Here is a 22926-nt window from a genome sequence, read left to right as displayed (position 1 = left end):
AATGAGAATAATTAAAACAAACGGAGTAACTTCATATGAACGGTAAAGTCACAGCTCTACATAAAAATCCTAGATATAAATTAATTACATATCATCATAAAAACTATCTCGTTGATACTGAACAAAGCTTTTGGTCATACATATTTCCAATGATTAATTGGATTCTACCCATTAAAGCTTATGAGCTTTCTGACGAAGAATATAACGAAATTCAACAAGATGAAACTATGTCTAAAACACAGAAAAAGAACCAAAGTTTATTTGTTGGTGGAATGGTCGTCTTATTATCGAGTATCCTTAGACCAATTTCTGATTTGCTAGATATAGATATAAGTTATGCCATAAATATAACAATAATTATTTTATTGATTCTTGCAGCTTGTGTTTTTAGATATCGATTGAGACAAAATCACGCTTTAAACATAGACATGCAACTTCAATTATCAAAACTTTGTATTCTACCATCACTGAAACAAATATTGCTAACACTTGCTAGCTTTTTAGTGTGTTCATTAGGCATACTGACCTACATTTATATAATTTTCAATGCTCAATCCAACATATTACATTACATTTTCCTTTTACCCTTCTTACTTTTCTTAACGTATCTAAACACGTCTAGTTTTGGTAATAAAGGAGATATTTTTATATGGAGAACACACAATCATTAAACTTTTACATATTTAAAGGAAGTGAACGATTTGAATGCGAAGGCGATAAGGTTATACAAAAATCCTCGATATAAAATCATTGAGTTTAACAACAGATTTTTTCTTGTGGATTCCGAACAATATATTTTTTCTTTCATTTTCCCAATGATTAATTGGCTCATACCAATGAAAGCATATGAACTTTCAACTGAAGAACGAAACAATCTTAATCACCAATCAACTACCTCTCAAAGATTAGAAAAGAAACATTTATGGATTATTATTGGAGGGACCGTATTACTATCAAATTTAATCAAACCATTAACGACTTTGCTTGATTTAGAAATCAGCAATGTAACGAATATTTTTATATTAACCTTGCTACTTCTAGTAATTTTTATTTCTAGATTTGTTTTAAGTAGAAAATTCAACTTAGATGTTTCAAAGAAAAATAGTACCGTCAAATTAAGATTAAAACCTACAATTAAAGATCTATTAATTATCTTATATTGCTACTTTATTTTCTTTATAATGATGTGTCTGTTTTCTGCACTCATATTCACTATTCAACCTAATGTAATAATATATATAGGAGTCGCTTTATTTATATTAGGTGTTTTATTTGTAAATAATATGACCTTTGGAAAAGCAGGCCCTATTAACGTGAAAGTAATTGAAGAAAAAAAACCTTCACATGTTCAGTAAAGTTTAAGTATCTACTCTTTTTAAACCCAATGGAATGGAGGTGGTAATTTTGAAAACAGTTATGAAAAGGATCCATGGTAATTCTAGATATAAAGTCATTGAATATAATAATAAAAGTTATCTCATTGATACTGCAAGTTACCCTCTATCGTTTATCTTTCCAATGATTAATTGGATTCGTCCTATGAAGGCTTACGAATTATCAGATGATGAATTAAAGTCAATTAACACAGAAGACTTTGCACCCAAAAAACAAAACAATAATAATACATGGATGATAATTGGCGGGACCACATTCCTTTCAAGTATCATTAAACCATTTGCAACTTTATTAGATTTACAAATCACTCATTTTTTAAATTTAATCATATGCTTTCTACTGCTCATGTTTGTTTTTTCTAGTCGATATATTTTACATAGAAAATGCGCTTTAGATTTTCCAATTAAAAGTAGCAACCTAACTTTTAAAATGAAACCAACAAAAAATAATGTAATTAAAACATTATATTTTTACGGTGGATGTTTGTTCATTGCATTACTTACTTTAGCAGTTTTATTAGATAATGCATCAAATATTTTAATTTATTTTAGTTTTGCAATGTTTTCATTCCTTTTTTCCTTTATTAATCATGCTAGCTTCGGAATGGGCTATGTACATATAAAAGAGTGAAAAGAATTTTGAATGCTTCGAAGTTTAATCTAAGAAATTCGAAATATTACCTGGGTAATGAGGGAGATATTTTTTATGGAGAACACACAAACATTAAACTTTTACATATTTAAAGGAAGTGAACGATTTGAATGCGTAGGCGATAAGGTTATACAAAAATCCTCGATATAGAATCATTGAGTTTAACAACAGATATTTTCTTGTGGATTCCGAACAATATATTTTTTCATTCATTTTCCCAATGATTAATTGGCTCTTACCAATGAAGGCATATGAACTTTCAACTGAAGAGTTGGATGATTTTGAAACCGAAAAAACTATGCCTAATAAACAATGGAATAAGCAAGGATGGCTTGCGACTGGATCTTCAATATTAATATTTAGTTTAATAAGACCATTTACTGAAGTACTAGATCTACAAATTACCCAATTCATTAACATATTGATATTGTGTTTGTTATTATTGTCCATTTGTTTAATAAGATATTCTATCCGAAGAAAATTAACTTTAGTACTACCCACAGAAAACAGAAAATTTATGATTAAATTCAGACCACCACTCAAACCAATTCTATTAATAATATTTATTTATGTGTATTTTTCATTTTTCACATTCTTAGGCATTTCATTATTACTAGAATTTCAACCTAACCTTTTAATCTATCTGTGCTTAGCGCCGTTTCCATTTATTCTATTATTCCTAAATCACGGTACCTGTGGCTATGGTCCGATTAACGTTAAAAAGATAAATGAAATTACTATTCATGAAACGGAGTAACTTTAAATGAACGATACTGTCACAGCTCTATATAAAAATTCAAGATATAAATTGATTACGCATCACGATGAACATTATCTCGTTGATATTGAACAAAACTATTGGTCATACATATTTCCAATAATAAATTGGTTTTCACCTATGAAAGCTTATAAACTTTCTGACGAAGAATATAATGCAGCTCAACAACAAGAAGCCATGTCTAATGCACAGCAGAAAAACCGAGGTTTATTTGTCGGTGGGATGGTCGTCTTATTATCAAGTATACTTAGACCAATTTCTTATTTGCTAGAACTTGAGATTTCTGATTTTGTAAACATAATCAATGCTATTCTCTTAATTCTAGCTGCTTGTTGTTGGAGATATACCTTACGTCAAAAGAATACTTTAGACTTTCACGCGATAAATAAGGAATCAACCTTTATAATCAGACCTCCTATGAAACATATTTTCAGATCTCTTGGTTTTTATTTCATTAGTCTATTTGGTATTTTCTTATTTTCATACATTATATTCACTGGTTATTCTAACCTTATAATGTATGGAGGGCTTCTATTGTTTTCATTTTATTTATTATTTAGCAATACGACAACTTATATAGATGGCCCAATTTACGTGAAAGAAATCGCAGAAAGATAATCTTCACAAGTTCAACAAAGCTTAAGTATCCATACTTTTAAACCCAATGCAATGGAGATGGTAATTTTGAAAACAGTTATGAAAAGAATCCACGGTAATTCTAGATATAAAGTCATTGAATATAAGAATAATAGTTATCTCATCGATACTGCAAGTTACCTTCTATCGTTTATCTTTCCAATGATTAATTGGTTTCGTCCTATGAAAGCTTACGAACTATCAGATGATGAATTAAAGTCAATTAACACAGAAGACCTTGCACCCAAAAAACAAAATAATAATAATACATGGATGATAATTGGCTGGACCACATTCCTTTCAAGTATCATTAAACCATCTCTAACTTTATTAGATTTACAAATCACTCAATTTTTAAATTTAATCATTTGCTTTCTATTAATCATCCTTATTTTTACGAGTCGATATATTTTACATAGAAAATGCGCTTTAGATTTTCCAATTAAAAGTAGCAACCTAACTTTTAAAATGAAACCAACAAAAAATAATTTAGGTAGAACATTATTTATGTACTTCGGGTTATTTCTCTTCTCATTTGCTTTTTTAGCAACTATATTAGATTATGAACCAAATATTTTTATTTATTTTATTTTTACAATGTTTTCATTCACTTTTTTATTTATTAATCATGCTAGCTTTGGAATGGGTTATGTTCATATAAAAGAGTGAAAGGAATTTTGAAGGCTTCGAAGTTTAATCTAAGAAATTCGAAATATTACCTGGGTAATGAGAAGATATTTATATATGGAGAATACATAAGTATTAAACTTTTACATATTTATAAAGTTCATTAAAATAAAACTACAATGAACTGTTAATTTTTATATAAATCAAAGAAATGTACTTATAAATGTATACTAATGGTAAATAATTGGGTATTATAGTAATTGCATTTATATACATAATTAGATTTTAAATAGTCTAATCGGAGGGAAATATATGACAGAAATAAAAAGTGATATCAGCAAAACAAAAAGTATTACTGCTACTTTCGAAAGTGCAATACAAGAATGCGAAAGTATATCTAAACCTTCCAAAGATGAGCGTACAACCGTAAGTGGTAATACTAATGCACATAATGCAATTGATCAATTATTAGATATGAACTCATCTATTGCAAAAGTGATTCGAAGTGCAAGTAAAAATCTAGAAAACGTTGGTAACGAATTTGATCAGACAGATCTGCTCTTAGGTAATCAAATATCTAAAAATTAAAAAGTGGTGTAAGCATGTCTAAAATAAATGAATTAAGTTTAGAAATTATCCAAAAGCAAGAAAAAATCGGAGAATTAAAAGAAGAAAAGCATTCTCTTTCTAATTTGATAGATGAATATGAATCATTTTCCAATGAAAACAAACATCTTTTCAACAGATTAGGCGAACGTTACATAAAAAGCGAACTCTTTCATTCCATTGAGCAAAGTCACAACGAATTGAATTTTCACAAACGAAAAGTAATTAGTTCATTACAAAATCAACAAGATAGTTTAAACAAAGAGATCATAAATATAGAACAAGATATACATAATTTAGAAAAGCAAAAATCAGTAGAAATTAAATTTGAAGAAGAAAGCAGGAAGAGCTAATGAGTATCGATATGTATTTAGAAAACTCAAGAAAACAAGCTTCCGATACTAGTAATTTATCCAAAGAGATATTAAGTGCATATGAAAGTCTGTTGGCAGCTAATTCAAAGTTTTCAAGTGAAGGTGATTTAAAAGGCGTTGCATACGAATCTGGAAAGATTTTTTTCTCTACGATTATATCTCCTTTAATAACGAGCATGCAAACTTTAGCAACATTAACCGAACAAGCATGCGCAGAATTTGTAGATAGATATACAGCAGAAGTTGATTCTCAAAGTTTAAAAGAATCTGAATTAGAAGAAGATATACGAGATCTAGAATCGCGAATCACACATTTTGAATCAATGAATATCTCACTTAAACATAAAGCGTCAAAAAATACTGATGCAATTTCTGGAAACAATAATATGATTTCAACTTTGGAAGATCAAAAAGCAGAATTAGAAAAGAAACTTGAAAAACTAAGAAGATTCAATCAATCTTCCCCTGATATTTTTAAGGAAGTAGAATCCTTTAAACAAACTGTTCAACAAGGAATTAAACAAGCAACTACAAGCTGGAATCCTGGTAATAAGTCTTTTAGTATTCCATCAGGAAAACAATTAGAATGGGCAAATGTAGCAAATAAAAAATACTTGTCTCTTGAAATATCAAAGTTGAATAAAAAATCACAAGATAAAAAACTAAATAAACAAGATTTACAGGCTGTTATGAATTATATCCGTACACATCCAAAAGAGGATTTACCACAAGACTTAATAAACTATATTAATGATAATAAAGACTCTATCTATAGAGATTTATCTTTTGATATAGGATCAAACCTCGTTGAACAAGGAGGCATTCATACTCAAAGAATTGGGGGATATATAAATACTTTTACCGGAATCAAAGGTCCAGAAGGTCCAAATAGCTTCAAAACAGTAACAAATAATAAAGGGAGTCATTTAATTAAAAATGGAAAAATCATTGCCAATGTAGGAAAGTATGGAGGAACAACATTAACGGGTGTAGGTTATGGTTTGGGCATGTACGACGATATGGCGAATGACAATAAAACAGTTGGAGAAGCAGTATCTCATAATACATTAACTACTGGAGGAGGTCTTGCCTCAGGCATAGTAGCCGGTTATTTATTTACTAACCCCGCAGGATGGGCTACAACCGCAATTATTGGAATAGCTGCAGGTGGTTCATTGTTAATTGACTATTCATATAAAAAGAACTTTTTAAAATTAAAAGATGGTACAGACTGGGTTGGTCATAAAATTGACGATGGAATTAAATCAATAAAAAATACAACTAAATTAAGTTGGGAACTTCAAAAAATAGGCTACAATAAATTGTCAGAATCACTTACAACAAAAGGTCGCGTTTTTCTTACTAATAATTATATTGGAGCACACCAATTAGAACAAAAATTTGAAAAATCAATTGATTTTTCAACAAAAATTGTCAAAGATAAAGCAAAAGATTTTCAAAAAGATGCAGAACATACATTTACTAATGCTAAAAAATCAGTTCATTCTTCAGCAAAAATTGTCAAGGATAAAACAAATGATATTCAAAAAGACGTAGAACACAAATTTACTAATGCTAAAAAAAATTTAAACCCAATGAAATGGAGATGGTAAATAATATGATGACTGTCAGCAAAATAATAAAGAATTCTAGATACAATATTATAAATTACAATAATAAAAACTATCTCGTTGATACTGAACAAAGCTATTGGTCATACATATTTCCAATGATAAATTGGATTTTACCTATGAAAGCTTATGAGCTTTTTGACGAAGAATATAATGCACTTCAACAACAAGAAGCTATGTCTAATGCGCAGAAAAAAAATCGAGGTTTATTTGCTGGTGGAATGGCTGTTTTTTTATCTAGTTTACTTAGACCGATTACTGGTTTGATAGATATGGATATTTCTATTTTTGTTAATTTGATTATTACTCTACTCTTAATACTAACTGTTTGTTATTGGAGGTATTCTTTACGAAGAAAGAATAAATTAGATTTGTCTGTGGCAAATAATAATTCTACCTTTATACTGTGGCCATCTATTAAACATATCGGGATATGTATATGTTTTTATTTATTCTGTTTGTTTGCGATAACTGTATTTTCATACAGTCTTTTTATTGATGATGCCAACTTTATAATGTACATCGTTTTATTGATTTTTTCAGCCTGTTTATTATTCATTAATACGACAACTTATGGCGAAGGCCCTATTAACGTGAAAGAAATCGCAGAAAGATAATCTTCACAAGTTCAACAAAGCTTAAGTATCCATACTTTTAAACCCAATGCAATGGAGATGGTAATTTTGAAAACAGTTATGAAAAGGCTCCATGGTAATTCTAGGTATAAAGTCATTGACTATAATAATAAAAGTTATCTCATTGATACTGCAAGTTACCTTCTATCATTTATCTTTCCAATGATTAATTGGATTCGTCCCATGAAGGCTTACGAACTATCAGATGATGAATTAAAGTCAATTAACACAGAGGACCTTGCACCCAAAAAACAAAATAATAATGATACATGGATAATTATTGGTGGAACCACATTTCTTTCAAGTATCATTAAACCATTTGCAAATTTATTAGATTTACAAATCACTCAATTTTTGAATTTAATCATTTGCTTTCTACTGATTATGCTTATTTTTTCAAGTCGATATATTTTACATAGAAAGTGCGCTTTAGATTTTCCCATTAAAAGTAGCAACTTATTTTTTAAAATGAAACCAACAAAAAATAATGTAATTAGAACATTATATTCTTACGGCGCATCCCTATTCATTGCATTACTTATGTTAGCAGCTATATTAGATTATGCACCAAATATTTTAATATATTTTAGTTTTACATTGTTTTCATTCATTTTTTCATTTATTAATCATTTTAGCTTTGGTATGGGTTATGTACATATAAAGGAATTAAAAGAATTTAAATCATAGGAGGATTATTTAATATGAAAACTATCGGTAGTATTGTTTATTTGAAAGGCGGCTCTCGAAAATTAATGATTTTAAATAGAGGGCCAATCATTGAAACAGATGACCAAAAATACATTTTTGATTATTCTGCGTGTGTTTATCCTTTAGGTCTAGTTGAAGATGAAGTTTATTATTTTAACGAAGACAATATAGATCGTGTTATTTTTGAAGGCTACTCTGATGTTGATGAAGTTCGTTTTCAAGAATTGTATCAAGATATGCTCAAAGATTTAGATCCTAGTATTATCAGAGGGACTGTCGGACAAGAAAAGAGCTTTGGTTTAGAATAATATATTCGAATTATTACCTGGGTAATGAGAAGATATAAATAAGTAACTTTTTTACGCTAATTTAAGGTGGTTAATATATGATTCATAACAAAAGTTTTTATTCACTTTTAATAACACAACTTGCAACGAATTTAGCTTTCTCATTTTACACAATGGCTATGACTTATTATGTTTATAGTTTAACTCATTCGGTGCTTTACTCCAGTCTTATCACCTTTATTAGCGTTGGCGCAAAGATTATCTCAGGTTTGAGTATTTCGAGCATTACTCAAAGAGTTAAAGTGAAAACTTTATTAATTTTCAATGCTGCTTTTCAAATTGTATGTATGTTCTTACTTCTAATTTGTACTAATAACCATATAGATCTCGCAATTATGTATTGCATTATCTTTTTACTTTCTTTCGTTAACGGTATTTTCACGCCTTTAAAATCAAGAATTCTCAAAGAAACGCTTAACGCTCAACATCTCTCAAAAGGTTTATCCATCATTACAAGTTTAGATCAGTTATTGTTATTTTCAGGGTGGGTTTTAGGCGCTTGGATTATATCACTCATCGGTAATAACAATCTCTTATTGATTTCATTAACTTTACTTGTCCTATCTTTAATTGCTGTTTTTAATATACATATCATTAATAAAAAGGATGCATTACAAAGTAAAAATCCAATAACTACAATTTTAAACTCTATTCAATTATTAAACAGGCATTCTGTCATTAGAAGTTTGATTATTATAGAATGTATCGAAGTATTAGTCGGTTCTATTTGGATAGGATCTGTTACTTTAAAATTTGTACAAGTGCATTTAAATCATGATGTCACTTGGTGGGGATATATTAATGCGAGTTATTATTTTGGAACAATTATGGGTGCGTTTATTGTAATTAAATTTGCTAAAATTTTTAACAAGAATCCTATTTTAAAAATCATTACCCTCATGTTTATTTACGGTATTATATAAACTTTTTTGATTTATAGGAATTGCTTCTGCAACAACGATTACTTCATTTTTGTCACCTATCTGGCAATCGATAAATACATTTGCACGATTAAGATTAGCAATCATTTGAAGTTGGTTTGAGAGATTAATAATTTTATTATGAGCTTCAACAGACATTGATGTAAGCACACTTCTAATTGGATAAATATCTTCTATAAAAATCAGCCTCCCCAAAAGCTAATTGAATGAAAATTTTGAATATTCTTGTCATTTCTATTATAGTTTTAAAAATTAATATGTCAATTCAAAACACAAACAATCCTTTTACAATAAACTTTTGTACTCTATGCACAATTTATTATAAAAGGATTGTTTTATTTGCTATTAAATTTATTTCACCGATGCAATAAATGTTGCTTTATCGATGGCGTTTGCTTGTTTTAACTGCAATGTTAAGCTGTGATCTAGGGTGTCGGTATTTTGTGTGACTTCTTGTAATTTACTTATTAATTGTTGTGGTTGCGTTACATCAAACAGATGCGTTGGCGCGGTTACAACTTTATTATGTGCTGTTGCATCATATCCTAAGATTAATAATTTATAATCAAATGATGCTCTTACTGCATCTAATATTTCATTCCCTTTATTAATATCTAAATAGATATCGCATTTTTGATAAAGTGCTTTGAATTCATCTTTTTTAGCGTTTGGATATAATTGAACATTGCCATATTGATTCAAATTCATTAACACATTCGACATTTCAGTCAATGCTGCAATATGAAAGTCTAATTGTGGATGTGTTTGCACGAGTTCTTCTAGATGTGGTATTTGATCTGAATTTGTTAAAGTCAGCACTTGGTTTGAATGATTGTTAGCTTTCAAGAATTGATATACATATCCCGAACGATGTATTCTATCTTTCCATTGATTGCTTATAGATGATTGGATTTGTTCATAAGCTGCATCGCTAGGAACAATGATGCTAAATGATCTACGTTCTTTAGATAATAAGTTTTCCATATGACGAATAATGTCGCTTGTGATTTCACCTTGCCAATATAAATAATCATTGTTCGTCTCTTGTAAACCGTTCATAACTGCTGCAGGAATTGAGAATGAATTTATTAAAAATTGTTCGGATTCTAATCCTGCTACTTGAATATAGAAATTAACAAATTGTATTTTTGAATGGAAAAAGTATTCTTTACCTTTCCAATTCAACACAACATCATTTGTAATGAAGTTCTCAACTAGAAAAGATTCTCCCTTAGCATTAAAATAACGTTTTAATATTCTTCTATGTGTGTTTGGATCCAACACCACTTGTGCATAGCTATATCCATACTTATTGTAATAATCAATATACTGCGTATGCCCTTGTTTATTTAACCACTCAATACGTTCTACAATTCTCTGTTTATAGTTCTTCTTGTAAATAATTCTCGCTTTAATATCTCCAGTATCTTTAATAACCGCTTCATTATTATTGCCTTCTATCATCCAATATCTCGGTGTTTGAACTTGATTAAAATATAATGGTTTAATCGGCATATTTTCATTTTCCGCAAAGAATTCATAAGGTGTTTGAACATCATTAGGCAGAAATCCATCTCCTTCAATGACGATGGTCTGTCTATTCATTCTAGAAAATTTAAATGAATTATAAAGGACGATTGTTTGTTTATCAAAAGTTTCAAATAAATTAATCATATAACACCTCTTCAATTAAATGATTCCATTGGATTTTCACTGCGTCTTGCGTAAAATGTTGTGCTATTTTATATGAAGCTTCATGGAAGTGTTGTGTATCTTGTTCAAAAAATCGTATTATAGCATCAGCCACCTTACTTACGATTTCATCCTCTGATTCTTCATTTCGTTTAATAGTTATGCGATAACCGTTGTCATTATCATTAATAAACGTTGTATTACCATAATCAACATCGAAACCGATTAAACCTAAACCTGAACCTATTGCTTCCATTAAAGTTAAACCAAATCCTTCACTCGTTGATCCTGATATAAACAACTCGTAATTCACATATACTTGATTTAAATTCACATGGCCATGCATCTGGATGTAATTTTCAGCTTTGTTTTCCTGGATAATGTTCTTTAATTTCTGCTTTTGCGTACCTTCTCCATAAATATCAAATGTGAGTTCAGGTATGTGTTGTTTCGCTTTTGCGACTGCTTTTACTAACCAATCTACGTGTTTTTCATCAGCTAATCTTGAAGCTGTAATAATAGAATAACGATTTCTGTTTATTGGTTGAGGTAAAGCTTTTAAATTACCTACAGGAATCGTGTATATATTCGGAGTGATATGATTATACTTTTCAAATTGTTGTGTCAGAAGTTCATTTTGACATTCCGTTGCTGTGATGAAGAAATCAATTTCACGTGCGTTCGTAAACACATATTCATAATGATTGTTCCAAAGGATATAATCATCATTCGATACAGCCGCATTATAATGTTCCGCATGAATGACGACACCTAGTTGTGCTGGTGCTTTATTTTCAACTATTACCTGGGCAATATCTTTCGAACGATCTAATAAAATCATATCTTCTGAAGACAATTGAAGTCTTTCCATAAAATATGCGATAAAGCTTTGCTTAGAATATAGTACTCTATCTGCGAAAACGAACATACTATCATCTTTGTTTAAGTATTCGTTATATGCGATTGACCCATCTTCATTGTAGAAAACCCTCATATATAATTTAGCTTTGTTATCTTCTGGTGCATAATACTCTGACAAGACACGAACATATGAGTAATAATCTTTACGGATTAACTTTCCTCTTGATACATATTCAACTCTATCAACAATATCGCTATCTTCATCCTTAAGATAACACACGATATAATTGCTATTCTTATTAAAGAAATATTTTTTAATTTTTCCTTCGCCTTCTGATTTAGTAATATCTTCATTGAGTGATTGTAAAATATCGTCTACTTTAACACTCGAAGGTGCTATTTTTATGTCAGTAAAATACTGATATAGCCAGATTACTTCATCATCATTAAACCCTAAATTTTCAGTTAGCGTTTGTATATTTTCTGTTTTTATAAATTCTAAAAACACAAACTTTAATGCTTCTTCTCTATCTCTTAAAGCTTGAGCTCTATATAATTGTGCATACTCTACACCACTACTCGCCCATCCAATACCATAGTTCATGTTATATATCGTCATGTATTACACCTCAATAACTAAAGTTTAAATCGTATTTCATTGGTTACACAAACAATTTCACAATACTTAAAGCCATTAATGAAAATATCATTAACATCGTTAGGAACTTCAGTGACAAAAATTCTTTTTTCGGTTTCTTTTGCTCGTTTTCAGGGTCATATGCAATCAATTCTTCTTCAATTTGCTTGTTGATTTCATCTAAATCATCCGTTTTATATACATTTTCACTCATTAATTACACTTCCTATCACTTTTGAAATATTTACTTAATAGAACAAAATCAGCTAAGGAGAATATCCTCAGCTGTATTTTGTATTGATATTCAAATCAAATCTTATTTATTTTCATCAGTTTGTTTCTTACGACGTCTACCTAATAATGCTAAACCACCAAGTCCGAAAATACCAGCTAACAGACCGTTTCTAGTAGTTTCTTCACCTGTGTCAGGTAACTCTGTAACTTTATCTTGATGTTTTTCATTTTCAACATCTGAATTACCTTGAGTTTCGTTTGAGCTTGATGAATCTGACGTATTGGATAAATCAGTTGGGCTGAATACTTCACTTGTACTTAGGGAATCCGGCACACTCATTGATTCTGAGCCATTCATTGACTGAGAATTACTCAATGAATCAACTCCATTTATAGAATCAGATGTACTTAGAGACTCACTCGCATTTGATGAATCTGACGTACTTAACGATTCACTTGTGCTTTGTGATTCTGATCCACTCAATGATTCACTATCATTTGGTGATTCAGAAGTACTTAATGATTCGCTGCCGCTTAATGATTCCGAACCGTTCATTGAATCACTTGTACTTTGTGATTCAGAGGCACTTAATGATTCACTTTCACTTTGTGACTCTGAAGCGCTTAATGACTCGCTTTCACTTACTGATTCTGAAGTACTCAATGATTCGCTGGCACTTTGGGATTCTGACGCGCTTAATGATTCGCTCTCACTTTGTGATTCCGACGCACTTACGGATTCGCTTGTACTTTGTGATTCTGACTCACTTAACGACTCACTTTCACTTTGTGATTCTGACGCGCTTAATGATTCACTTGTACTTTGTGATTCAGAGGCACTTAATGATTCGCTCGCACTTTGGGATTCTGACGCGCTTAATGATTCACTCTCACTTTGCGATTCCGACGCACTTAATGATTCACTTTCACTTAATGACTCTGAAGCACTTAATGACTCGCTCTCGCTTTGAGATTCTGACGCACTCAATGATTCGCTGGCACTTTGCGACTCAGATCCACTAATTGATTCACTTGTACTTACTGATTCTGATACGCTCACGGATTCACTTACACTTTGCGATTCCGACGCACTCACGGACTCACTTGTACTTTGTGACTCAGAAGCACTTAATGATTCGCTTTGTGACTCAGACGCACTCAATGACTCGCTCTCACTTTGCGACTCAGATGAACTCAATGATTCGCTCTCACTTTGTGATTCTGAGGTACTTAATGACTCGCTCTCGCTTTGAGATTCTGAAGCACTCAACGACTCGCTTTCACTTTGTGATTCTGAAGCGCTCAATGATTCGCTCGCACTTATTGATTCACTCGCACTTTGTGACTCAGACGCACTTAATGATTCGGATGCACTCAATGATTCACTTTGTGATTCTGACTCACTTAACGACTCGCTTAACGACTCGCTTTCACTTTGTGATTCCGACGCACTCAATGACTCGCTCTCACTTTGCGACTCAGATGAACTCAATGATTCGCTCTCACTTTGTGATTCTGAGGTACTTAATGACTCGCTCTCGCTTTGAGATTCAGATGCGCTCAATGACTCGCTCTCACTTTGCGATTCCGACGCACTTAATGATTCACTTTCACTTACTGACTCTGAAGCACTTAATGACTCGCTCTCGCTTTGAGATTCTGACGCACTTAATGATTCACTTTCACTTACTGACTCTGAAGCACTTAATGACTCGCTCTCGCTTTGAGATTCTGACGCGCTTAATGATTCACTTTCACTTTGTGATTCAGATGCGCTCACGGATTCACTCGTACTTTGTGATTCTGAAGCACTTAAGGATTCGCTTTCACTTTGCGATTCAGATGCACTCAATGACTCACTCTCACTTTGCGATTCCGACGCGCTTAATGATTCACTTTCACTTTGTGATTCAGATGCGCTCAATGACTCGCTGGCACTTTGTGACTCTGAGGCACTCAATGATTCACTTGCACTTTGGGATTCGGATGCACTAATTGATTCACTTGCACTTTGCGATTCCGACGCACTCAATGATTCACTTGCACTTTGCGATTCCGACGAACTCAATGATTCACTTGCACTTTGCGATTCCGACGAACTCAATGATTCACTTTCGCTTTGTGACTCAGAACTGCTTAATGATTCAGATCCACTAATTGATTCACTTGTACTTACTGATTCCGACGCACTTACTGACTCGCTGGCACTTATTGAATCTGACGTACTTAATGACTCACTCTCACTTACTGATTCTGACGCACTCACGGATTCACTTGTACTTAACGATTCTGATCCACTAATTGATTCACTTTCACTTACGGACTCTGACGCACTCACGGATTCACTTGTACTTTGGGATTCCGAAGCACTCACGGATACGCTTGTACTTTGTGACTCTGATGTACTCAATGACTCACTTTCACTTAATGATTCTGACGCACTCAATGATTCACTTTCACTTTGCGATTCTGACGCACTTAACGACTCACTCGCACTTTGTGATTCTGAAGCGCTCAATGATTCGCTAGCACTTATTGATTCACTCGCACTTTGTGACTCAGACGCACTTAATGATTCAGATGCACTCAATAATTCACTTTCACTTTGTGATTCTGACGCACTTATTGATTCACTTGTACTTTGTGATTCTGAATTACTTAATGACTCACTTTCACTTTGTGACTCAGATGCACTCAATGATTCGCTTTCACTTTGCGATTCTGAAGCGCTCAATGATTCGCTAGCACTTACTGATTCGGACGCACTCAATGATTCACTTTCGCTTTGTGATTCTGACGCGCTTAATGATTCACTTTCACTTAATGACTCGCTGGCACTTACTGATTCACTTTCACTTTGTGACTCTGAAGCACTTAATGACTCACTCGCACTTTGTGATTCTGACGCGCTCAATGACTCACTCGCACTTTGTGATTCTGACGCGCTCAATGACTCGCTGGCACTTTGTGATTCTGACGCGCTCAATGACTCGCTGGCACTTTGTGATTCTGACGTACTCAATGACTCGCTGGCACTTTGTGACTCAGATGCACTCACTGACTCACTTGTACTTACTGAATCTGATGTACTTAATGACTCGCTCTCACTTACTGATTCTGAAGCACTAATTGATTCACTTTCGCTTTGTGATTCTGAAGCACTAATTGATTCACTTTCGCTTTGTGATTCTGAGGCACTTAATGACTCACTTTCACTTAATGATTCTGATCCACTAATTGATTCACTTGTACTTACTGACTCTGAAACACTTAATGACTCACTCTCACTTTGTGACTCGGATGCGCTCAATGATTCACTCTCACTTTGTGATTCTGAAGCACTTAATGATTCGCTCTCACTTTGCAACTCAGATGCACTCAATGATTCACTTGTACTTTGTGATTCTGATGTACTTAATGACTCGCTTTCACTTTGTGATTCAGAGGCACTTAATGATTCACTCTCACTTTGCGATTCTGACGCACTCACTGATTCAGATCCACTAATTGATTCACTTGTACTTACGGATTCAGAGGTACTCAATGATTCACTCTCACTTTGTGATTCAGAGTCACTTAATGATTCACTTTCGCTTATTGATTCGCTTTCACTTTGCGATTCCGACGCACTTAATGACTCACTCGTACTTTGTGATTCTGACGCGCTCACGGATTCACTTTCACTTTGCGATTCTGAAGCGCTCAATGATTCGCTGGTACTTTGTGACTCTGACGCACTTAATGACTCACTACCGCTTAATGACTCTGAAGCACTCACGGACTCACTCGTACTTACTGATTCTGAAGCACTTAATGATTCACTCTCACTTTGCGATTCTGAAGCACTTAATGACTCACTCGCACTTTGCGATTCTGATCCACTAATTGACTCACTTGTACTTACTGATTCGGATGCACTCAATGACTCGCTCTCACTTTGTGATTCACTTGTACTTTGCGATTCTGAAGTACTTAATGATTCACTTTCACTTTGCGATTCCGACGCACTTATTGATTCACTCGTACTTTGCGATTCTGATGTACTTAATGACTCGCTCTCACTTATTGAATCTGAGGTACTCAACGATTCGCTTTCACTTTGTGATTCTGAAGCACTTAATGACTCACTTTCACTTTGTGACTCTGACGCACTTAACGACTCACTTGTACTTAATGATTCCGACGCACTCAATGACTCGCTTTCACTTTGCGATTCAGATGCACTTAATGACTCGCTCTCACTTTGCGATTCTGAAGCACTTAATGACTCACTTGCACTTAATGATTCGCTCTCGCTTTGTGATTCGGACGCACTCAATGATTCACTTTCACTTAACGATTCTGACGCACTTATTGATTCGCTGGCACTTAATGACTCTGAAGCACTTACGGACTCACTTGTACTTACTGATTCTGATGCACTCACTGATTCACTTGTACTTTGTGACTCTGACGCACTCAATGACTCACTTGCACTTTGCGATTCTGACGTACTCAATGATTCACTCACACTTTGTGATTCTGACTCACTCAATGACTCGCTGGCACTTTCTGATTCTGACGCGCTCAATGACTCACTTGTACTTTGTGATTCTGACGCGCTCAATGATTCACTCGTACTTTGTGACTCTGAAGCACTCAATGATTCGCTTTCACTTTGTGACTCAGAGGCGCTAATTGATTCACTTGTACTTTCTGATTCTGAGGCACTCAATGATTCACTTGCACTTTGGGATTCGGATGCACTCAACGACTCGCTTTCACTTTGTGACTCAGATGCACTAACAGATTCACTTGTACTTTGCGATTCAGATGTACTTAATGACTCGCTCTCACTTATTGAATCTGAGGTACTCAACGATTCGCTTTCACTTTGTGATTCAGAACTGCTTAACGACTCACTTTCGCTTTGTGATTCTGAAGTACTTAATGACTCACTTGCACTTACTGATTCTGACGCACTTACGGACTCACTTTCACTTTGCGATTCTGACGCACTCACTGATTCGCTTTCACTTTGTGATTCAGAACTACTTAATGACTCACTTTCACTTATTGAATCTGACGTACTCACGGATTCACTTGAACTTAACGATTCTGAAGCACTTATTGATTCACTTGCACTTACTGATTCTGATGTGCTTAATGATTCGCTTTCACTTTGCGATTCCGATGCGCTCAATGATTCGCTCTCACTTTGTGATTCCGACGCACTTACGGATTCACTTGCACTTACTGATTCTGACGCACTTACAGACTCACTTGCACTTTGCGATTCTGACGCACTCAATGATTCACTTGCACTTTGTGACTCAGATGCACTTAATGACTCGCTGCCGCTTACTGATTCAGATGTGCTCAATGATTCGCTCTCACTTACTGATTCAGATGTGCTCAATGATTCGCTCTCACTTACTGATTCTGAAGCACTTACTGAATCTGATGTACTTAATGACTCACTCTCACTTTGCGATTCTGAAGCGCTCAATGATTCGCTGGCACTTACTGATTCGGACGCACTCAATGACTCTGAATTACTCAATGACTCACTAGCACTTTGCGATTCTGAAGCACTCAATGATTCGCTGGCACTTTGTGACTCTGACGCACTTAATGACTCACTACCGCTTAATGACTCTGAAGCACTCACGGACTCACTCGTACTTACTGATTCTGAGGTACTCAATGATTCACTTTCACTTTGTGATTCCGACGCACTCAATGACTCACTTTCACTTTGCGATTCAGAGGCGCTCAATGATTCACTCTCACTTTGGGATTCCGACTCACTTAATGATTCGCTGACACTTATTGAATCTGATGTACTAACTGACTCACTTGTGCTTATTGATTCTGATGTACTAACTGACTCTGAATCTATTGGCGTATCTATAACGATTGATGTTTTATTACCACTGTTAGCAAGGATATTCAGGTCTATTAAACTTGTACCTGCTGCTGAAGAAAAATTATATTCATGTCTGCCTGGTTGATCGGATTCAGGTAAGATACCATTTTGCGTCAATTGGTTTAAATCAATCGACAAATTATAAGTGATTAAACTACCTACACCTAAATTCACTAAATTATATACTGGTCCATAAATGATTCCTGTAGTAGGATCGATATTTAAATCACTATTATTTACAGTGCCTTTATTTCTCCCTAGTATGCCTGGTAAATCATAATCTAATTTCACAGCATTTCTGAAATTAGGATCTTCCATTAACGCAAGAAATTCTGGTGGTAGCTGGAATGTTGGATATGTATTACCTAATCCAAGAGTTATTAACGGTCTACCTTCTAATTTTAAATTTAAAACGCCATTATTATGGTTTGCTGTCATCTGCATATTATCTAGAAGCGTAACATTTGCCAATCTAGCTTGGCTTAGTTGGCTTTCTGCAGTTGTACTAGTTGAACTAGTTCTTCGTTCTAGTGTCGCTTTTGTTTCTGTTAATTGATTATTTGCCAACTCTGTATCTTTATCGGTTGGATCTATCGTTGTTTTCTCTTCTTCTTTAGTACTATCTGTAGGTTCTTCTGTAGTTTTTTCATCCTGTGGCGATGTAACCGGTTCTTCTGACGTTACATTTTCTGGATCTTTTTCACTTTCTGTCGGTGTTCCCGGCTCTTCTGGCGTTACTTCTTCTGGGTCCTTCTCAGTTTCTGTCGGTGTTCCCGGTTCTTCTGGCGTTACTTCTTCTGGGTCCTTCTCAGTTTCTGTCGGTGTTCCCGGTTCTTCTGGCGTTACTTCTTCTGGGTCTTTCTCAGTTTCCGTTGGTGTTCCCGGTTCTTCTGGCGTTACTTCTTCTGGGTCTTTCTCAGTTTCCGTTGGTGTTCCCGGTTCTTCTGATGTTACTTCTTCTGGGTCTTTCTCAGTTTCCGTCGGTGTTCCCGGCTCTGATGGTATTGTTTCTTCTGCATCTTTTTCAGTTTCCGTCGGTGTTCCCGGTTCTTCTGGTGTTGCTTCTTCTGTACTTTTAACGTCTTCTTTTGGTAGTTCTTGTATTGCTTGTTCATCTATTTTCTCAGTATCAGATTGAGTAGGTTCAATCTTGCTTTCTTCTTCGGTACTTAAAGTTTCTGTTGTATCTTGTGTTGGATCAACAATATCCTCTGTTGTTGGTTTATCTGATCCTACTGCTTCAACGTCAACTGTATTATTTTGTTTCACACTAGCATCTGCAACACCCCCACTTGCTGCAAAAATAGTAAGACCAATTAATACTGATCCTACTCCCATTCCCAATTTTCTTATTGAAAACCTCTGCTTCTCTCTCACTGCATAAACTCCCCCTAAATGTTAGATATAATTACATATTACATTGTATTTCAAAATAATACCATGAATATTTTAAAAAATTTCATTTGTTAACATATTTTATACAGTGAATTTACATATTCATCTTATTAAACGTAATAGAATCACAAACGATAAAGTGTATATTGGAAAAGTATTTTTTATTTAATAATCTTAAATATTCAATAAAATGGTAATTGATTTAAAATAGACATGATTAAAATTGGTAATCATTTTTTAATTTTTCCAAACACAAAAAAGCCTCAACTCCTTATACATGTAGAAGTTGAGACATTGTTATTATTTAACTTTTATAGAAACTAAGTCTTTCCTTATTTCAATGATTCGGAAAATGCTTGGTATCCTTCTTTAACATTTACAATATTTTTAAAGCCTTTATATTCTAATATACCTACTGCGATTGAACTTCTAACACCTGACTGACAGTGAACATATATTTTATCTTTTTTATCAAACGGCAAATCTTGCATCAATAATTTACCGTGTGGAATATGAACCGCTTCTGATAAATGACCTTTATTCCACTCATCATCATTACGAACATCTAATATATTCTCTTCTGAACCAGTCATATCTTTACTATTAATCGTCTGTGTATGAATCGTTGTGATTGGTGCATGGTAACCAGCTACTTTTTCAAAGCCAATTAATTGTAACGTGTGTATCGCTTGTTCAACAATATTGATCTCGCCAATTAAATCAATTTCTTGATCATAATCTAAATACCATCCTACTTGGTTAATAAAGTTTTTGTTATATGGAATATTGATTGTTCCAGGTTTGTGACCGCCATGGAAGGCTTCTTTACTTCTAAGATCAAATGCCATTTTTTGATGTTCTGTACTTGGGGATACTTGATAAGGTTGATATAAGTCCATACCGTATTGATTAATTTGTTTCATTTGCGCAAAATGATGCGGTGGTGCGGGTTGTTCTGCTGTTAACATCTCGATAAACGTGTCTTCATCCGTCACATTAAACGCCCAGTTATTGATTTTCTCATAACCTAGTGTCGACATAGGTATCGCGCCTAATGCTTTACCACATGGACTGCCCGCTCCATGTCCTGGCCAGATTTGAATATAATCTGGTAGTCCTTTCACTTCATTAATAGATGCATACATTTGTTTCGCACCAATCTCTGTCGTACCTGCCATTTGAACAGATTTTTCTAGTAAATCCGGTCTGCCTACATCACCGACAAAGATAAAGTCTCCACTAAACAAGCCCATTGGTACATCTGATCCTCCACCTTCATCTATCAACAAGAAACTGATACTCTCAGGGGTATGTCCCGGCGTATGCAGTACTTCTAATTTTATATTTCCTACTTCAATAACATCTTGATGTTTAACAAGGTTCGTATGCTCAGGCATATTTTTATAACCTAATGCATCATTACCTTCACCAGATACATATATCTCTGCATTGAGTTTGGCTGCAACATCTCTTATACCAGATGCAAAGTCAGCGTGAATATGTGTTTCTGCAGCTTTCGTAATTTTAAAGCCTTCATATTCAGCGACTTCCACATATTCATTTAAATCACGTATTGGATCAATAATCATCGCTTCGCCAGTACGTTGACATCCGATTAAATAAGATGCCTGGGATAAATGATTATTATAAAATTGTTTAAAAAACATAATGACACTCCTCTTTATATTTATCGTGCATTAAATGAATAAATTATGGCTAGCTTGCTCAGTATCTCCTATATATGTACCAACACCACCATATGACACTTCATCTCTTAACTCTTCTTTCGTAATCCCCATCACATCCATACTCATCGTACAAGCAATGAATTTAACGTCTTGTTCGATTGCTTGATTCATCAATGCTGGTAATGAATCAACATTTTTCTTTTTCATTACGTAACGCATCATCACATTACCTAAACCAAACATATTCATTTTAGATATCGGCATACGTACTGGTGAATTGGGCAACATAAAATCAAACATCTTCGCGATGCCTTTCTTTTTAACATTTACTTTTTCATATTTTTTCAACGCGTTTAATCCCCAAAAAGTAAAGAATATCGTTACGTCTCTGCCTGCTGCTTTAGCACCATTCGCAATAATCATTGCTGCGATTGCTTTGTCTAATTCTCCACTAAATAGAACAATCGTCGTTCCATTAGCAGAATGACTCACTTCTAATTCTTTTGGTTTTTCTTTTTGTATCACTGCAACAATCGCTTTATTACTTTCTTCTAAGCTGACAAGTGTATGTCCCGTTTGTTTCACCCAACTTTGAATATCACTATGGAATCCGGGATCCGTTACTGTAACTTCGATTTGGTCACCGACGTTACTGTTCTTAATTTCTTTACTCATGTTAACAATTGGTCCAGGACACTGCATGCCACTATAATTAAATTGTTTTCGATTTGCTTTAATTTCTACATTTTTTTCTTCAAAAGATGTGTAACCACCATCTACATTAACGATGTCATAACCTTGTTGAGATAAATAACTGCTTGCTTTGGCACTTCTACCGCCACTTTTACAATAAATATAGTACGTTTTATCATTTGGCTGATTAAACGTCTCAATTTCTTCTACCGGATGTAGCTTTGCGTCATTAATATGACCTAATGCGTATTCCTCATTTGTTCTAACATCGATCAATTGTCCTCTTTGTGCTAAATGCTCCAATTCTACTTTGCTGAAATCATTCATATGCTTGTCGTTATACTTTTTATTATTCATAATATCCCCTCTCCAAAATACCTATAAGGGTATATTAACCGAATAAAAATCTATTGTCAAATACCTATAGGGGTATTTGACAATGCATGATAAATTGCTTATGATAATACTATTAATAAAAAGCGGAGGCAT

20 protein-coding genes are annotated in these 22926 nt (G+C 33.7%); 13 read left to right on the top strand and 7 right to left on the bottom strand.

The features are described 5' to 3' along the window. Nucleotides 1-35 precede the first annotated feature (35 nt). The 13 genes from P3U32_RS00655 (at nucleotide 36) to P3U32_RS00595 (ending at nucleotide 9311) form a co-directional block, all read left to right on the top strand. Nucleotides 36-671: a DUF443 family protein gene (locus P3U32_RS00655; protein WP_323703674.1), complete on the top strand. Its 636-nt coding sequence runs from the start codon at nucleotides 36-38 to the stop codon at nucleotides 669-671. Nucleotides 672-701: 30 nt separating this feature from the next. After that, nucleotides 702-1355 carry a DUF443 family protein gene (locus P3U32_RS00650; RefSeq protein WP_323703673.1) on the top strand — a complete coding sequence of 218 codons (654 nt, stop codon included), beginning with the start codon at nucleotides 702-704 and terminating at the stop codon, nucleotides 1353-1355. A gap of 49 nt (nucleotides 1356-1404) precedes the next feature. Continuing rightward, on the top strand, nucleotides 1405-2025 hold the full coding sequence (locus P3U32_RS00645; protein ID WP_323703672.1) for a DUF443 family protein: 621 nt from the start codon (nucleotides 1405-1407) through the stop codon (nucleotides 2023-2025). A gap of 142 nt (nucleotides 2026-2167) precedes the next feature. Beyond that, nucleotides 2168-2803: a DUF443 family protein gene (locus P3U32_RS00640; RefSeq protein ID WP_323704823.1), complete on the top strand. Its 636-nt coding sequence runs from the start codon at nucleotides 2168-2170 to the stop codon at nucleotides 2801-2803. 6 nt (nucleotides 2804-2809) lie between these two features. Further along, nucleotides 2810-3442 (top strand): DUF443 family protein, encoded by a 633-nt coding sequence (locus tag P3U32_RS00635; RefSeq protein WP_323703671.1) that lies wholly within the window; start codon nucleotides 2810-2812, stop codon nucleotides 3440-3442. Between the two features lie 66 nt (nucleotides 3443-3508). Then, nucleotides 3509-4129, top strand: coding sequence for a DUF443 family protein (locus P3U32_RS00630; RefSeq protein ID WP_323703670.1), 621 nt, complete (start codon nucleotides 3509-3511; stop codon nucleotides 4127-4129). 270 nt (nucleotides 4130-4399) lie between these two features. Beyond that, the gene (locus P3U32_RS00625) at nucleotides 4400-4675 is read left to right on the top strand and encodes a TIGR04197 family type VII secretion effector (protein ID WP_323703669.1); all 276 of its coding nucleotides are present in this window, start codon (nucleotides 4400-4402) and stop codon (nucleotides 4673-4675) included. Between the two features lie 14 nt (nucleotides 4676-4689). Next, entirely contained in the window at nucleotides 4690-5046 is a 357-nt protein-coding gene (locus P3U32_RS00620) for a hypothetical protein (protein ID WP_323703668.1), read from the top strand. Beyond that, a complete protein-coding gene (locus P3U32_RS00615; RefSeq protein WP_323703667.1) occupies nucleotides 5046-6680 on the top strand; it encodes an LXG domain-containing protein in 1635 nt (544 codons plus the stop codon). Before P3U32_RS00620 ends, P3U32_RS00615 begins: the two co-directional genes overlap by 1 nt. 5 nt (nucleotides 6681-6685) lie before the next feature. After that, nucleotides 6686-7315 carry a DUF443 family protein gene (locus P3U32_RS00610; protein ID WP_323703666.1) on the top strand — a complete coding sequence of 210 codons (630 nt, stop codon included), beginning with the start codon at nucleotides 6686-6688 and terminating at the stop codon, nucleotides 7313-7315. A 51-nt stretch (nucleotides 7316-7366) separates the two neighbouring features. Then, nucleotides 7367-8020, top strand: coding sequence for a DUF443 family protein (locus P3U32_RS00605; RefSeq protein WP_323703665.1), 654 nt, complete (start codon nucleotides 7367-7369; stop codon nucleotides 8018-8020). A gap of 14 nt (nucleotides 8021-8034) precedes the next feature. Continuing rightward, a complete protein-coding gene (locus tag P3U32_RS00600) occupies nucleotides 8035-8349 on the top strand; it encodes a DUF4176 domain-containing protein (protein ID WP_323703664.1) in 315 nt (104 codons plus the stop codon). A 77-nt stretch (nucleotides 8350-8426) separates the two neighbouring features. Next, nucleotides 8427-9311 (top strand): MFS transporter, encoded by an 885-nt coding sequence (locus P3U32_RS00595; RefSeq protein WP_323703663.1) that lies wholly within the window; start codon nucleotides 8427-8429, stop codon nucleotides 9309-9311. Here P3U32_RS00595 and P3U32_RS00590 read toward each other — a convergent pair. From P3U32_RS00590 to P3U32_RS00560, 7 genes are all read right to left on the bottom strand, one after another. After that, on the bottom strand, nucleotides 9270-9416 hold the full coding sequence (locus tag P3U32_RS00590; protein WP_323704822.1) for a histidine kinase N-terminal domain-containing protein: 147 nt from the start codon (nucleotides 9414-9416) through the stop codon (nucleotides 9270-9272). The two genes, P3U32_RS00595 and P3U32_RS00590, sit on opposite strands and share 42 nt — an antisense overlap. Before the next feature lie 264 nt (nucleotides 9417-9680). Further along, complete coding sequence (gtfB, locus tag P3U32_RS00585) at nucleotides 9681-11003, bottom strand: accessory Sec system glycosylation chaperone GtfB (RefSeq protein WP_323703662.1); 1323 nt, start codon at nucleotides 11001-11003, stop codon at nucleotides 9681-9683. Beyond that, entirely contained in the window at nucleotides 10996-12501 is a 1506-nt protein-coding gene (gene gtfA, locus P3U32_RS00580; protein WP_323703661.1) for an accessory Sec system glycosyltransferase GtfA, read from the bottom strand. The genes gtfB and gtfA overlap by 8 nt, the downstream gene beginning before the upstream one ends. Before the next feature lie 43 nt (nucleotides 12502-12544). Continuing rightward, nucleotides 12545-12733, bottom strand: a complete 189-nt coding sequence (locus tag P3U32_RS00575) for a hypothetical protein (protein ID WP_323703660.1) — start codon at nucleotides 12731-12733, stop codon at nucleotides 12545-12547. A gap of 102 nt (nucleotides 12734-12835) precedes the next feature. Beyond that, nucleotides 12836-20038, bottom strand: a complete 7203-nt coding sequence (locus P3U32_RS00570; protein WP_323703659.1) for a YSIRK-type signal peptide-containing protein — start codon at nucleotides 20036-20038, stop codon at nucleotides 12836-12838. Between the two features lie 350 nt (nucleotides 20039-20388). Further along, nucleotides 20389-21723 (bottom strand): persulfide dioxygenase-sulfurtransferase CstB, encoded by a 1335-nt coding sequence (gene cstB / locus P3U32_RS00565; protein ID WP_323703658.1) that lies wholly within the window; start codon nucleotides 21721-21723, stop codon nucleotides 20389-20391. Between the two features lie 30 nt (nucleotides 21724-21753). Then, entirely contained in the window at nucleotides 21754-22794 is a 1041-nt protein-coding gene (locus P3U32_RS00560) for a DsrE/DsrF/DrsH-like family protein (protein ID WP_323703657.1), read from the bottom strand. Between the last annotated feature and the right edge of the window lie 132 nt (nucleotides 22795-22926).

Source organism: Mammaliicoccus sp. Dog046 (assembly GCF_034039665.1).
In the GTDB taxonomy this organism is placed as follows: domain Bacteria; phylum Bacillota; class Bacilli; order Staphylococcales; family Staphylococcaceae; genus Mammaliicoccus.
This window is presented reverse-complemented; position numbering and strand designations above follow the sequence as displayed.

Bases quoted from the DNA above. Each gene is read 5' to 3' on its own strand.
- P3U32_RS00655 (WP_323703674.1), top strand. From the start codon at position 36: ATGAACGGTAAAGTCACAGCTCTACATAAAAATCCTAGATATAAATTA.
- P3U32_RS00635 (WP_323703671.1), top strand. From the start codon at position 2,810: ATGAACGATACTGTCACAGCTCTATATAAAAATTCAAGATATAAATTG.
- P3U32_RS00625 (WP_323703669.1), top strand. From the start codon at position 4,400: ATGACAGAAATAAAAAGTGATATCAGCAAAACAAAAAGTATTACTGCT.
- P3U32_RS00620 (WP_323703668.1), top strand. From the start codon at position 4,690: ATGTCTAAAATAAATGAATTAAGTTTAGAAATTATCCAAAAGCAAGAA.
- P3U32_RS00615 (WP_323703667.1), top strand. From the start codon at position 5,046: ATGAGTATCGATATGTATTTAGAAAACTCAAGAAAACAAGCTTCCGAT.
- P3U32_RS00610 (WP_323703666.1), top strand. From the start codon at position 6,686: ATGATGACTGTCAGCAAAATAATAAAGAATTCTAGATACAATATTATA.
- P3U32_RS00605 (WP_323703665.1), top strand. From the start codon at position 7,367: ATGGAGATGGTAATTTTGAAAACAGTTATGAAAAGGCTCCATGGTAAT.
- P3U32_RS00600 (WP_323703664.1), top strand. From the start codon at position 8,035: ATGAAAACTATCGGTAGTATTGTTTATTTGAAAGGCGGCTCTCGAAAA.
- P3U32_RS00595 (WP_323703663.1), top strand. From the start codon at position 8,427: ATGATTCATAACAAAAGTTTTTATTCACTTTTAATAACACAACTTGCA.
- P3U32_RS00590 (WP_323704822.1), bottom strand. From the start codon at position 9,416: ATGATTGCTAATCTTAATCGTGCAAATGTATTTATCGATTGCCAGATA.
- gtfB (WP_323703662.1), bottom strand. From the start codon at position 11,003: ATGATTAATTTATTTGAAACTTTTGATAAACAAACAATCGTCCTTTAT.
- gtfA (WP_323703661.1), bottom strand. From the start codon at position 12,501: ATGACGATATATAACATGAACTATGGTATTGGATGGGCGAGTAGTGGT.
- P3U32_RS00575 (WP_323703660.1), bottom strand. From the start codon at position 12,733: ATGAGTGAAAATGTATATAAAACGGATGATTTAGATGAAATCAACAAG.
- cstB (WP_323703658.1), bottom strand. From the start codon at position 21,723: ATGTTTTTTAAACAATTTTATAATAATCATTTATCCCAGGCATCTTAT.
- P3U32_RS00560 (WP_323703657.1), bottom strand. From the start codon at position 22,794: ATGAATAATAAAAAGTATAACGACAAGCATATGAATGATTTCAGCAAA.